We start from the raw sequence: 14,628 nt of genomic DNA, 5'->3' as shown, positions 1-14,628 counted from the left end.
CATCAATTGCTACCGGGAACGAAACAAAAAACAGCTTTCAAATGCCAAAGGGATTTTTCTCTAGCCAGCCCCCTCCATAGGCAACACCTCTTCATTCAGCAAGGCATAAAATTCAGGAACTTGAGCTTCCACAAGTCGCAGTTCATTTGCCGCGATCGCCTCAAGTTCCAGCACCGTCTCCCAGCGCAAATCCTCAACCCATCGCTTAAGGATGCTCTTAATCGCATCAACCCCCTGCTTGATACCAGAGCGAAGCATTTCCACGCAATGAAGCAAGGTAGTGCGCGAGGTCGGAGGCGACTCAAATTCGGTAGTATCCTCCCCTTGGCAATGGGAGTTCCCTATAGCATCAAGGGGGGGTGTGGATACGGGCTGCTGATTGGGGTTTACACTATACGCAGCAGGGGTTTGAGCAGCATAATAGGTTCGATTTTCTTTTTGATTACGCTTTTCCACGCGATGAGCAATTACATGCATTGCAAATTCTAATTCCTCTTTAGATAAAGAGAAAAGTTTCACCTGTTGCCCCCGTTTACCCTGCTTGCGGAAAGTCAGCTTTAGCCCCAGCTGCTCTACTAAAGTGGCTAGCAACCAAATAGGTTTACAATCACTGGGAATAGTAAACCCAAGAATTGCTTTGACGTGAGCAGCACAATGTATAGCGATCTCCCTCATCTTAAGTAAGGTGGCATCGTCGGCAGTAACTTCATCACCCCTCACTAGGCGCTTAAGAATCTGATGCAGCCCCAGGTTAAATCTAGCCAGCCACCGTGCCGAATAATTGCCCCAGTCGATGCACAAAGGTAGATTGTCGCGTTCGGTGCGGTCTTTTTGGGTGACAATTGTTGGTGGGGTAGGATAAGTTTGCCCAGTTTTGGGGTCAGTAAACGATTCTTCGGGTGGGGCTAAAATTGCCTCAAGTCCGGCGATCGCTCTTATCAAGCGGCCACCTTTATCCATTTCTACGAGTGATTCGGTTACTTCGATGCCGTAAGAATCAGAAATGCGGAACTTTTCACATTCAAAAATTTCATTAGGGTCAAGGTAATCTTTGCTCTGACGGGCGCGGTACTCACTCAAAGTAATATTGTTCGCCTTGGCAACAGCCGAATTGTGGGCACTATCCAAAGCTTGTGCTGCCGCTTTTAGACTTTCAAGAGATTGAGGATCTGAATCATTTCCCACATATATAAATGTATTGCCCATTTCTGTGAGAAGCGAGCGCAAATCATCACGCAGATTATTGAGAGAATAGTGGCGGTTGGCAAGAATTTGGCAGTAAGCCTCAAGCGCCCAATCTTTCTCCGCTCCCCGCTTACCCGTTTCTCTGTCAATCCGCAACAGAAAAGCAGTCATTTCATTGGTTTGGAGCAAGCGCTCTTTAATCTTGGATGCGTTTGTATCCTTGTAACCAAAGGGAGGACGCGGGGCCACCCAAATATGAAACGGGACTTTTGGACGATAACGGTAAAGCTGTTGAGCGCACTCAGTAGCGGTTTGGGAAACGCCGTGAAAGACACCGAACACTAAATCAAAATGATACTGGGAAATATCGACACCAGTACCGAGACTGGGAGAGGTGAACAAGGCATCAAAGTTTTTGACGGCGTTGGTGATATCTTTGATGAAAGCAACATTTTCATCACTGCCAGAATTGTCAGAGTGAACAGACCAGATACGCCATTTTTTTGGTGTATGTGATTTTTCGGAGTTAGATTCTTCGTATTTGATAGTAAAGGATTTGTCGAGTTTTTTGATAAAACGCTTACTGTCACTTGCAACCATGACTTTCTCACCAAGCATCAGCGCTGCCGAGATTTGGGCGACTAGGGCGCTCTCATTATCTCCCTCGTACCAATAAATTGTGCGCTCCCCGTTTCGCCACTCGTTTTTAATGATGTAAGGTACTTCCTCTTTTGGTCGCATTGCAAGAAAGAAATCCACAGTCAGGTCATCCATGTGTGCATCAGCGATGACGACCAGTGGCGCGTTGTATACTATATATTCCAGTACTTCAAGTATTGCTGCACGGTGCTGTTTGCATGTATTACTGTGTAGTAAGTGGGTGAGGTATTGGCAGGCTTCATCTATAAATATGCAGCCGTAGGTGAGAGATTGAGTATTCAGCTTATGCAGGCTGTCAATAGTAATACTAAGGGCTTGAGCCTGAGCTAAACCTGTGTAACCCAAGTCGGAGTACATGGCAGTTTTGAGTCGTTCGGCAAGATTTTTCAGCAAATTTACGCGATGCCCATTGTTGAGGAACCGTGCGTCGGGATTTTGGTCACGCCACCAGCGCATGAGTTCAGTTTTGCCTGTACCCATGTCGCTCCACAAGACTACTAGCCCTTTTTCTGGAAAACGGAAAGACTTTTTGGGATTTTGGGTACTGGGTTTGTGGTCAGGGCAGTCAGAAATTATTAACTCTTGTTTTCCTTCTCCCTCCCCACAGCTTGTAGAGCTAACACTTGGGGTAAACAATTGCTCTTTTTCGATATCATAAAGAGTTGGGACAAATGAACATTTTTCTTCCAGATCCGGAATGCAGAGTGCTTGGGTCAAATATTTAATATTGACTGTGACATCCGGTTTGTACTTACTTAGTCCCCATTTTTTCGCCCGATACGAGCGCTGGTAATCTTTGAGTGATTTAGCATCATCGATGATTGCGGTCAGTAAAGCGTTAGCATCTTCGCCCCGCGCCACAACAAAATCATCAACGCCTTTTTCTGGCCCCGGCAGCAATGCAACTTCACATTCACAACCAGTCGCTAAGATTACTTTTGCAGTGCGGACAGTGGCTTGAAACACCGACCACCTGGTTTTAGAAGAAGTTTCGTGGTCAAAAAGAATTATGAACTTGCGCCCCGCCTGAGCCATTGGTACTAAGTCAGGATGCAACCGTTCATCAAAATCCTGTTTGCCGACGCGCCCGTTCCAAATCCCCGGCAGTGCGATCGCTACAAACCCCAGACTCAGCAAGCAAGCAGCCTTTTTTTCCCCTTCGCATAAGATAATTGGAATCTCTGGATGCTGTTTCACCCACTCCCAGAAGGTGATTTGTATATCTTTCTGCTGAGAGTCGATGTTCAACTGTATGTGCTGCTTTACCCATGACCAAAATATTAGGGGATTGAGTATGCTTTTTCTGCACAGTGTTAAAAAGGAACTATACTCCGAAATTTGCGTTAGCGTTCCCTGGTATTGTCCTAGTTGCAAGAGCGAAGGCAAGAGAGCGCCATTGCCAAAAGCAGAGTTCTTTCGACTTTTAACTTTTAGCTTTTTCCCACGTTTTGCAAAAAGCACTCTTTGAATATCGGAAACGTTATAGCGCTGTGCAACTAGATTCAAAATACAGCTGGGAACATCGAAATAAGTAACGCGGTTGGCTGTCTTGGGTGGCGACTCGTATTTAACTGGTTTACCTGTTTGCCAATCAAAGCGCGGGAAGTTGGGCTTAATCCTTCCCCACTCCATCGGTTGCCAGTTCTTAAACGGGTCAAGTGACTGAATCCACGTCCCGCCCAGTAATAGATGCTGATACATTTTGATGTATCCATCCGTGACCCGACCCGCATTCTTGCGTGGGATTTTATCAGATATGAACAGGAAATCATAAACTGATTCTCCCTCAACGTGAAAGAAGTTGCGCTTAATCAACGCCGGATGAATGGCGCTACCATCTAACAACTCATGGTATTCCGCTGCCGTGAGATTGTTTGGATATTCAGTTGTCGCTGCATTCATCGGTTCTCTCCAAGGAATTTTTTGGGGAGAACTTTTTCAAGCTGCGAAACTCTTGCTCTAGCCTGGATATTCCGAAAATTTCCCTTCGTCACAGCACAAAATTGCCATGCGAAAGCTGCACTCGACCCCATGCGCTCTAACACTGCGCTCTTGGGGCGTTCTCTGTTTTTCATGATATTTTCCCCTGATAACTCGGTTTACAAGTTTAGAGGGGGTTGCATCAGTTATCAGTTATCTAATCTTGGACTCTACTCCCAACTGATAACTGGTAACTGTTATTCGCGCTACTACTGCTTTTAACTACAAAATTCGGGATATTTCTTAACCAAACTTAACTTTACCTAAAATTTATGAATTTCGACAGCAAAAACGTACCGCAGGGAATGGACTTTCCAGGCGGCAGACCCTATAATGGATCTGGTAGCGCGGTAAAAACTCTCGGACAATTTAGTAGTCGCACCAGTGGCCAAACTTTAGCGACAACTTCTTTTGTTCCTTCGAGATCAAACCCGCTCTAGATCAATATGAAATTTGCAATACGTAGAAAGCGCAACTCCTTAGTGGCGCTTTCTGCGTTAAACACTCGTACTGTTGTATCTTCACCTCCATGCCTCCTTTCAATTAGCTTGATTTTACAGAAGTTCTGGTCGTCTTACTCAGTCGAGGTAAGAGCTTTCATTCAAATGTATTAGCAGAAAATATTTGGTTTAGGTTAAGATACCTAGACACAAGCTTTTCAAAACAAACCCATTGAGTTAATCAGTGATCAAAAATACCCGCATGCGGTGTTCCTTGGTTGACGTTGGTCAACTTCTTTCACACTTTTATGCTCAAGCTAGACCGGATAATGTACTAGAGATGCGTTAAATCTCCTTATTAAGATGTAGCATTTTAATCAATATAGCCTAGAAAGGTAATTTGAGAACCTAGCTTCAGTTAATAATTGTGAACTTTGTAGATGTTTTAAGTATCAAGGAGTAAAATATAACTTTATGTATACCTACTTACGTAAGGAAAAGTCGGCATGAATTCAAGCCAAGTTTTAGACGTAAAAAGAGTATTAGCTGTATTAGAAGAACAAGTGTTTCAATCTACGGGAAGGTATTTAACAGAAGTAGAAAAAGTTCTTATTAAGGGAGTTTGGGATAGTAAAGATTATAAAGAGATGGCAAGTGATTCAGGGTATAACGCATACTATTTGCAGCAGAAAGTAGCTCCACCACTATGGAGTATGCTTTCAGTAATTATTGGTGATGGAGTGAAAGTAACAAAAATATCTTTGAAATCTATTTTGCTTAAGCTAGCAAAGAGCGATTATCTCAAGGAAGAGGCATCCAGATTGGATAACGATAGTTTCGTTGGCAATATTAGAATTTATGGGGAACTGCCTAATATAAAATCTTTTTATGGACGAAAAGATGAAATTAACTATTTTAAGAAACAAATTACTCTATTTAAAGAGCGCTGTATAGTTTTTACGGGAGTTGGAGGAATAGGAAAAACTTTATTAGCCTCTAAATTGGTTGAAGAAATAATTTTTGATTCTTTAAGCAGTATATATGAATGTATAATCTGGAAAAAAATTAATCATTCGTTATCAATTGATGAGTTAGTCATTGATTTAAATAAAATTTTTGAAGTAGACATAGAAGCAAGTGAAAACTCTTTTATAGATAGCATATCTTTACTATCGAAACACCTTCACTTACGTCGTTGTCTACTAGTAATTGATGGATTTGAAAAGCTATTGTTAGCAGATGATTTTGGAAAAAGATTACAATATGAAAAATTCCTTTTAAAACTTACAGAAGGGAAGCACGAAAGCTGCATTATTATAACAAGTCAGTTGCCTTTAAAAGAATTTGCTTCTGTGACTACAAAACTACCTATTCGCTCTTTCAAATTAGAAGGTTTAGATGCAAACGCTGGAATGCAAATATTACAAGAAAAAGGTTTAAGTGGGCAGGAATGTAAGCGATTAATTGAAAATTATTCTGGGAATCCATCAAGTTTAGAAGCGTTGGCTGACAGGATTAATCGTTTTTTTGAGGGGAGTGTTAAAGCATTTTTTAGATATCAAACTACTATGATTGATCCTCAACTTGAAACAATGCTACATCAGCAATTTGGACAAGTTGGACTTTTAAGTAATCTTCAAAGGCAAATAATGATTTATTTGGCAGAAGAAATGTCAGAAAACTCGACTCCCATTCAATTCTCTAAACTCATTGATAATTTAAAAGAGCGAGTAGATTTCAAATTGTCAGTTTTTGAACTAATAACAGCAATAGAAGTTTTAGAACAACGCTCGTTAATTGAAATTGCTGGGAAATCAAACAAACGAGAAGCTAGTTATAGTTTACAAGCGTCTATTAAGAAGTATATTTTAGTTGATCCATTGGGATTAGTGAATAAAAGACCAGATACAATACAAACAAGGGAAGTTACCTTGTGGGCTACTGCATAAATCCTCTTTGCACCCAACGTCATAATCCTGATAGCGCTGAAAATTGTTTAGCATGTGGAAATCCATTGATAATAAACGGGCGTATTCGTTTGCTGCGCCCGTTGCGTTCTTTGGAGCAAAATCCATATACTTACACAGATGTCTTTGAAATTGAGGATATTGGCACAGAAGAACATCCTCAGCCTCAAATAAGAGTAATGAAAGTATTAAGATGGATTGATGATTCTAAGTTAGTTGAGCTACTTAAAAGAGAATCACTCATATTACAAATCCTAGACCATCCTGGAATTCCCAAGTCTAATAGGGAAGATTATTTCACATTTAGGCTGAATGATAATCTTCTAGAACTACATTGTCTAGTAATGCAAAAGTTTGAAGGAGAGAACTTAACTCAGTGGGTACAATCTTATGGACGAATTAGCCAAGAAATGGCTTATGAATGGTTATTGCAGTTGATGGAGATTCTTGATTTAGTTCATCGGTCTGGTTTCTTCCACAGAGATATCAAACCAGAAAACATTGTTCATCAACCCGATGGGAATTTAGCACTTGTTGATTTTGGTGGAGCAAGACAGCTTAGTAGAACCTACTTTGCCAAAGTTAGTACCAGTGGAGGAACTACTACAGGATTCGGTAATGGTTACGAAATAACTGCTGTTAGGACAGCTTGTTACTCTCCCTTAGAGCAAATTCATGGACAAGCCGTACCACAGTCAGACTTTTACGCTTTAGGTAGAACTTTTGTTTACTTAGTTACAGGTATTTCTTTAATTGAAATTAAAATGGACGAGCAGACAGGAAGACTAATTTGGAGAGATAAAGCACTTCACATAGATAAATTTCTAGCTGATTTACTTGATGATATGATGGCTCCTTTTGTTGGGCAGCGCCCACAAAGTACTCAAATAATAATACAGCGTTTGGAGCGCTTACCTAATCAATCAAAGCTTAATCGAGTAATTAAATCAAAGCCGTTTCAACTTAGTGTGTTTATATTAGGTTTATTAAGTATTGTTGGTTTGATATATGCATCACTACCTCTAGTAGCAAAATATTATTTAGATTCCGGTAAAAAAGCTTATAAAGAAAATCAATTTGACCAAGCTGAGATCGATTTTCAAAAAGCAGTAGATTTGAATCCTAGCTTAAAACACACAATAGCTGATTATTTTTTTAATCAAGGTAAAGAAGCTTATAAAGAAAATAGAATTGCCGATGCTGAAAAAAACTTTCAAAGAGTAATAAAATATAAATATAATTTTACTAATTTAATCTCAAGCTTTTACTTTGAGAAGGGTTTACAGCATCAAAATGATCCTAAACTTGCTAGAAACAATTACGAATTAGCTATAAAATATAATCCTAAAGATGATAGTGCTTATAATAATTTAGCAATCGCATGTCAGCAGTTACATGACTACAATTGTGTTAACAAAACTTACGAAATAATTTTTAAGTTAAAACCTAATAAATGGGAATCCCATTACGGATTAGGTGATTTTTATGATAGACAGGGAGAATATGATTTAGCAGAAAAGCAATACGAAATTGCTATCAGAAGTAGCGATCAAGCAATATTTGCTATTGCAGCTTTAGCAAGATTGAAAAATAAAAATGGGGATTATAAGGCGGCAGCTACTTTAGCTTTAAATGGGTTACAAAAAATTAATAATAAAGAGTTGCAAGCATCGTTGTATAAAGATTTAGGATGGTCAAGGTTAATGGAAAATAAGTTAACTGAAGCCGAAAAATATCTAGAAAAAGCGACCAAGTTAGATAGCGAAAGAACAGATGCATATTGTTTGCTATCTCAAATAAAAGAATCATTAAGTCAACTTAATTACGCCAGAGCTTATATAGATGCTTGTATCTTGACTAAATCTAGTCTACCAGAAGTGTTTCGCTGGAGGCAAGAACTGCTAGATCGCATACTTGACAAATGATAAGATGATAAGAAAATTTCTGTTTGTAAAACAATGAAAAAGCTGATTTTTTTTGGGGGAATGTGCTGTTTAACTTCTCTAATACTAATTCACCTACCATTGCTAGCAAATGTACCGCTCATAAGAGTAAGAAGAAATCAGGCTCGTTGTGAGCCACAGTTAGGAAGGATAGTAAGCAAAGGCGACAAACGATTTGAAGTAGGAAGTTTGATTTGTAAGGGAGATGAATTAGAGGTTTTAAATGGTGGTTCTGTACAATTCTTATGTTTTAGCTCTGGAAAATTTTTAAATTTACCTAGTGGGACTATTCCTCTTGATAAATGTGCAGAATCTGAACAAGCCTCATCTCCTTGCAATCCAAGTAACACTGATGGATGTCGCATACAAAAAGGTGGCACAGAAGGGAGCGATGAGCCAACAATCATTTCTCCTTATAGCACATCAACATTGAATTCCCGTCCAGAAATAACTTGGACTGCTGTTAAGGGCGCTACTTCTTACAAAGTCAAAGTAAAAAGTTACGAGTTTGGGTGGGAAAAAGTTGTAAATCAAACTCGGCTTGCCTACCCAAGCGATGAAAAAGAATTTCAACCTGGGACTCCATATACAATATATGTTTTTGCTTATAAAGATGGTGAAGCTTTTAGCTATGATGAAACGTTTGTGGACGTATTGTCTGTAGCTTCCCAAGAACAGATTGCACAAAAGATTAAACTCATCAAAGACTTAGGGCTACCTCCAGATGAAACTATTCTTGACGTAGATGTTATCTATACGGCAGAAAATCTTTTAAATGAAACAATCGAGATGTTAAAAACGGCAACAGCAACTAATAGCCAAAATCCGACTCTTTACAGAGTACTGGGCGATCGCTATCTGAAGTCCAAGTTGCTAAAGGAGGCGAAACCCGAATACATCAAGGCAGCTGAGTTAGCGAAAAGCAGTAATAATTCAAAAGAGTTACAAAAAGCCCAATTAGGGCTAAAATTTGTTGAATTTTACAACCAACTTCCAACCAGGAGGAACCCACCCCAATAATAAGCCTTTTTATATTTAGGATTTGACAGTAAACTCAATTGCGCCTGACGTAGTGCTTCTGCTTTTGGCAAGCCATTATTCAAACCTTTATAAAATTCTTGCATAAGCAAAGCGGTAGAATCGGCTTCCACGCGCCACAAAGTAGCAACAGTACTACGCGCTCCTGCCTGGGCAGCCATTCCCGCAATACCCATTGCTGACTGCTTGTTGCCTTTAGCTGTTTCGCAGGCGCTGAGAACAAGTAACTCAATTGCATCTTGACTATTTTCAGTTTTACCTCTAATTAAGCTGTCAAAGTCTCTAATATTAATTAGCTTGTCATAGGCAACCAGTACTGTTTTGAGTGGGTCAGAACTAAATTGACCGTGGGTAGTAATATGTACAATAGGAAAATTATTTTGAGTTAGTTCTTCTTTAAACCTTTTAAGGGTAAACTTCTTGTCTAACAAGGCTACTGATGATTTAGTCTGTTTTTCTATATTTTCTATTTCCTGTTTAGATGAAAGCAAATTATCCATGTTTTTAGGTGCATTTGGATCTGTAGAACTGGGGCTAACTTTTGATAGTCCAGCTATTAAAGCTATCATCTGGTTTTGATGCTGAGATCATTTTTATATCTTTTTACCACTGAGATATTGAAAAACAAGAACTTGCAGATAGTGAAGCATTATCCCAGGTTGGATTTGCTTGGTCTGTTGTCAAAACTAAATTACCTCGAGAATCCCGAATCAAAAGGTTGGCTTCTATGATTTGTGTAGCTTGGTTACTTCTTAATGATTTTGGATTATGGGAATTATTAAAAGCTGGAACTGGAACAGAGTTACTTTGCTCAACATTGTTAGACATCAGGTTGTTAGGCTTAGATTGGAGATTGCGAGTACTACTAACTCGAAAACTATTTACTTCTGTGCCTGCTCCTGCCTGACAAACTGGGGTGATTTCGGGAGTTATTGGAATTATCTCTGCTTTTAGTTGAGTAGGGTAAATGTTAGTATCAGCGATGTTGTATTGAACAGTACCGTTAATTCCGTACTTGGAATTAGCTGTAATCAAGCTATCAGGGGAAAAGAAAAGTCCCTTAGCATTAATTGTGATATTCCCACCACGACCCTCAAAGGCATTTGCGGTGATGCTGCTATTTTTTATTGCAACTAGGATATCTGTGTTGATAATGATGTTGCCGCCGTCGCCATTACCCCCAGCAGTCGCAGTAATGATACTGTCACGTAATTGTAAGTCACCAGAGTGTAAGAAAATGTCGCCTCCTTGGCCCTTTGTGCCGCCCTCTATGCCAGCTGTGATAGTACCTCTGTCTAGATTTATATTATCTGCGTTGATTCGGAGGGTTCCTGCATTTCCTTGTCCTGGCTGAAAGTTGAGATTTTTTGGAATTTTTTCACCACCAATATTTACTCTTCCACCATCAGTGACAGTTAATCGTTCTGCTTCAATTGTCAGATTTCCAGCCTTTCCAGTTCCTCCAGTTCGAGCTGATATTCTGCTAGGAGAATTACCAATTAGTGACTTTCCGGTTACTTGCACTTCTTCGTCAGCATTTATAGATACGTTGCCTCCCGAACCCTGCCCAAACGTGCCTGATGATATCACTCCTCCAGAGCGTAGACTTAACCGCGCAGTTTCAATCTTGATGTTACCGCCAGATCCGGTAGATCCTCGTTGGGCCAAACTTGTTATGGAACTGCCTGCATTTCCTGTTGGTTTTCGCAGCACTTCCACTGAATCATGAGCTAAGACCTCTATGGAACCAGCATTTCCGAAGCCATACGTACCAGCAGCGATCCCTGCTCCATCCCGGACATTTAACCGCTTAGTTTCAATATTGATGTTGCCACCAGCTCCGGTAGCTCTTGGGTAAACTAGGCTCGATATACTAGTGTTGAAAAACGAATCAACTTCTGGTAATCCCACCAGGTTTACTGAATCTGAAGCATTAATTTTCAATGTTCCTCCCGTTCCTGCTCCTAGTGTGCTGGACTCAATCTGAGAACCACCGTCTAGCATTAGCTTCATGGCTTGTATTTGAATATTGCCACCACCATTCCCACTAGCATCAACTGCTGCTGCTCCAGACAACTGGATCTCTCCAAAGGCTGAGATGCCTGAATATCCTAATGTCCAGCCTTTATCTGTAGGAATCAGATTGACCAAACCCGCTCCAGCCACGCTGCCTAATTCAATCTGTCCCCCTGTTGTTTTAAGCGTTCCGCGTGAGAGTACTATATCACCACCTACCAAAGCTAAGGTTTGATCTGGCTGCACGCGCAGACCAGAACTAGTATCTAGGAGGTCTGAAGTTTTTCTTATACCTTGGCCGTCTCCAAAGACGCGAATATTTCCAACATTTGTCCCAAATCCTAATCCCACAGGCACGCTCACTGTCAACAGAGGTTCTGTACCACTAAGGGGTTTAGCATCGAAAAAGATGCCATCAGCAAATTTAATATTACTGGCAGTAGTGCCGAAAAACGAGCCGCCAATGTTCAGTGAAGCATTCAGCCCAAAAATAATCCCATTGGGATTAATAAGAAATACGTTAGCTATGCCGTTAGCTCGAATTAAACCATCAATATTAGATATTGAGCTACCCGTCACTCTTGTCAAAATGTTTTGGATGTCTGGGGCATTTTTGAAGTAGACTGCGCTTCCTGTGGCTACAGAAAACTGTCCAAAGCTATGGAACAAATTGCTTCCAACTTGGGTTCCTCCCGTTATCGCGCTGGTATTATTACTCTCTTGTGTGACGCTGGAGTTGACTCTTAGGGTTGCATCCGGAACAATTTGTGCCGCAATTGGCTCCCAAGGCAATAGACAAAACAAAGTGCTGCCCTTAATAAGCCAGGATAAAGCTTTTGTCATAAATCATGGTAAAAGTTTCTCGGTTGGTCTCTGAATTATTTTTAGTATAGACTTGTTCCCTGCACCCGAATAACTACCAATGATACAGATTAATAGTAGCGGTAGCGTCTTGTCAAATTGGATTGGAGACAGAGGCTTTTTCTTTAGTGGTAAAACTGTTAATATTTTCTAAAATCCGAGCAAAAGTGATCGAGAGCAAAATACGTTTGTGGATTTATCAGTGATGAATAGAAAACGTAGTGAGTCCTTTAATGAAGTTGCAGAAATCTATGATGCAGCACGCCCTAGCTACCCATCTCAATTGATTGAAGATGTAATTGAGATGGCTAATCTTCCGGATTCAGCTTCAATTTTAGATATTGGAACAGGGACAGGTAAGGGAACTGTTCCATTTGCTCAAAAGGGCTACGCTATCTACTGTTTAGAGCCAGGTGAAAGACTGATTGCAATAGCATCTCAAAATATGCGTTTATATCCAAAGGTAACATTTGAGACAGTTACATTAGAGGATTGGAACTTACGCCCAAAAGCCTTTGATTTAGCAATATCTGCCCAAGCCTTTCATTGGGTAAATCGTGAAAAAGGGTATCCAAAAGTTGCACAAGCTTTAAAAGAAAAAGGTTATATTGCGTTTTTTTGGAATTTCTCTATTTTACCCGATACTTCAATATTTCAGGCGCTCAAAGAAATATTTCATAAATATGTACCCACAACGATATCTAATGCTAAAGCATCCTCAGTTGAATCACTAATAAAAAAAAGAGAAAACTGGATATTAAATAGTTTGTGTTTCCAAAACTTAGTGGTCAAACAATATCCTTGGTCTATTAATTATGATGCAGAGCGATATCTAGGTCTTCTGAAAACTCAAACTGCTTATCAAAAATTTACTGAAACTGAAAAACAGGATTTCTCTGATGCCATTATACAGGTATTAAATGCTCACGGTGGATATGTTACGAAACCCTATTTATCGGTTCTTTTCTTTGCTCAAAAAATTTAAATAAGCCTTTTACTTCTAAACAAAACTTAATATCGAGTGTGGATTACAACTTATCTCAAACCCGATGAGTAAAAACTACAGGTTTCAACCTAGACGACAATGAACAAACCACCATCTAGACTAAGTCCCTTATCCCTGTGGCATCTGGTGAACCAAAGCCAGCGACTGGCTCTGCTCCCGAAAATACTTCTGGACAAGACAACCCAGCCTCGGCAACTATCACGGTGACGGCTGTTGAAGTAAGAGAGTTGACCGACCAAGAACAAAGCTTACGCTTGCAATTGGAACGTCAGGTAGAAAGGGCATTTTTGTCAGCAGGTCAGGCGCTGATGGAGTTGAGAGATAGACGGCTATACCGTTCCACGCACCAGACTTTTGAAGAATACTGCCGCAAACGCTTCAATTATAGTCGTGACGCGGCTTACTTGAAGATTTCAGCGACTGTGGTTTATGGGAATCATAATTAAGTTGTTGCCGACCATTGATTGGCAAATTCCAATGCGCTTAAGAAGAGTTTATCGCCACCAGCTACAGGTCATTCAGTACAATCTTGAGTAGAGCCGGAGTTTTGAGTGGAGAAACCAATTGAGGCAAAGTCTGACTGCACCAAGCAGGAAACTGAAGATTACGATCCTAACAGTAGGTTCAAGAGGAGACTTGCAACCATACTGTGCTTTGGCTATTGGCTTAAAACGTGCGGGGCATGAAGTAACGCTTGCAACGCATGAGAACTTTGAGCCATTTGTGAGGAAATTCGATTTAAAGTTTGCGCCGATTGCTGGAAATATTCAAGAGTTTTTGCAATCGAAACTCCAGCAACGATTGATTGCGGGAGAAAAGTTGAATCCTTATGAAGCAGATAAGCTTTTGCTTCAACAGTTGCAGTCGGCTTGGGTAGCGTGTCAGGGAAGTGAGGTGATTATCTACACACCGCTAGCCAACTGGGGATATCACATTGCAGAGAAATTAGGCGTGCCCTGCTTTTTTGCATCAGTTCTGCCGTTGAGTCCTACAGGGATGTTTGGGTTTTTGAGATTTGCTCAAATAGCTAAAAACCCGCTAAAGAAAGCGATAAATTATGGCAGCTACTTGCTAGTGGAGTTTTTGCACTGGCAAAGATATCAAAAACTGCTCAATCACTTCAGAACAGAAACTTTGAAATTGCCGCCTTTACCATATTTGGGCAGACGCTTCAGACAGAAGACTCCGGCAAATGTATCGCAAATCCCTGTATTGTATGGATTTAGTTCACACGTAATCCCAAAACCTGATGATTGGCCGCATTGGGCCTATGTGACTGGTTTTTGGTTTATTGACCAAGCCTCCGAATACGAGCCACCCCTGGAACTAGAGGATTTTCTTGGACGAAAGCAATTACCTTTGTGCTTTGGATTTGGCAGTATGACCATGCCCAATCCAGAATATCTCACACACTATATAGTGGAAGCTTTAAACCCACATTCCGCACTTCAATTTGAAGTATGAATTAATTTCAGTTAATGACAACGCAAAAAATTAGGATAATTAAGAAAATAATACTCAACGAATTTAAT

9 protein-coding genes and 1 pseudogene are annotated in these 14,628 nt (G+C 40.3%); 6 read left to right on the top strand and 4 right to left on the bottom strand.

Going from position 1 to position 14,628, the window contains the following annotated elements:
• Positions 1 to 60: 60 nt before the first annotated feature.
• Both H6G26_RS28355 and H6G26_RS28345 read right to left on the bottom strand, forming a co-directional pair.
• Positions 61 to 3,747 carry a plasmid replication protein, CyRepA1 family gene (locus H6G26_RS28355; protein ID WP_242053921.1) on the bottom strand — a complete coding sequence of 1,229 codons (3,687 nt, stop codon included), beginning with the start codon at positions 3,745 to 3,747 and terminating at the stop codon, positions 61 to 63.
• Complete coding sequence (locus tag H6G26_RS28345; protein ID WP_190733457.1) at positions 3,744 to 3,920, bottom strand: hypothetical protein; 177 nt, start codon at positions 3,918 to 3,920, stop codon at positions 3,744 to 3,746. The genes H6G26_RS28355 and H6G26_RS28345 overlap by 4 nt, the downstream gene beginning before the upstream one ends.
• 851 nt (positions 3,921 to 4,771) lie before the next feature.
• On the opposite strand from H6G26_RS28345, the gene H6G26_RS28340 reads away from it, so the two are divergent.
• The 3 genes from H6G26_RS28340 to H6G26_RS28330 are packed head-to-tail and all read left to right on the top strand — an operon-like array spanning position 4,772 to position 9,195.
• Positions 4,772 to 6,214 (top strand): NB-ARC domain-containing protein, encoded by a 1,443-nt coding sequence (locus tag H6G26_RS28340; protein ID WP_190733454.1) that lies wholly within the window; start codon positions 4,772 to 4,774, stop codon positions 6,212 to 6,214.
• Entirely contained in the window at positions 6,199 to 8,157 is a 1,959-nt protein-coding gene (locus tag H6G26_RS28335) for a tetratricopeptide repeat protein (RefSeq protein ID WP_190733452.1), read from the top strand. The genes H6G26_RS28340 and H6G26_RS28335 overlap by 16 nt, the downstream gene beginning before the upstream one ends.
• A 33-nt stretch (positions 8,158 to 8,190) precedes the next feature.
• A complete protein-coding gene (locus H6G26_RS28330) occupies positions 8,191 to 9,195 on the top strand; it encodes a hypothetical protein (RefSeq protein ID WP_242053920.1) in 1,005 nt (334 codons plus the stop codon).
• Here the strand turns inward: H6G26_RS28330 and H6G26_RS28325 are convergent.
• Entirely contained in the window at positions 9,156 to 9,782 is a 627-nt protein-coding gene (locus H6G26_RS28325; RefSeq protein ID WP_242053919.1) for a CHAT domain-containing protein, read from the bottom strand. The two genes, H6G26_RS28330 and H6G26_RS28325, sit on opposite strands and share 40 nt — an antisense overlap.
• A gap of 34 nt (positions 9,783 to 9,816) precedes the next feature.
• Entirely contained in the window at positions 9,817 to 12,072 is a 2,256-nt protein-coding gene (locus tag H6G26_RS28320) for a filamentous hemagglutinin N-terminal domain-containing protein (RefSeq protein WP_190733450.1), read from the bottom strand.
• Positions 12,073 to 12,280: 208 nt separating this feature from the next.
• On the opposite strand from H6G26_RS28320, the gene H6G26_RS28315 reads away from it, so the two are divergent.
• From H6G26_RS28315 to H6G26_RS28305, 3 genes and pseudogenes are all read left to right on the top strand, one after another.
• Complete coding sequence (locus H6G26_RS28315; protein WP_190733448.1) at positions 12,281 to 13,075, top strand: methyltransferase domain-containing protein; 795 nt, start codon at positions 12,281 to 12,283, stop codon at positions 13,073 to 13,075.
• A 99-nt stretch (positions 13,076 to 13,174) separates the two neighbouring features.
• Positions 13,175 to 13,488: pseudogene (locus tag H6G26_RS42925) on the top strand (hypothetical protein); the annotation flags it as partial.
• 172 nt (positions 13,489 to 13,660) lie between these two features.
• On the top strand, positions 13,661 to 14,560 hold the full coding sequence (locus tag H6G26_RS28305) for a glycosyltransferase (RefSeq protein WP_190733446.1): 900 nt from the start codon (positions 13,661 to 13,663) through the stop codon (positions 14,558 to 14,560).
• Positions 14,561 to 14,628 lie beyond the last annotated feature (68 nt).

The organism is Nostoc sp. FACHB-888 (assembly GCF_014696655.1).
In the GTDB taxonomy this organism is placed as follows: domain Bacteria; phylum Cyanobacteriota; class Cyanobacteriia; order Cyanobacteriales; family Nostocaceae; genus Nostoc.
This window is presented reverse-complemented; position numbering and strand designations above follow the sequence as displayed.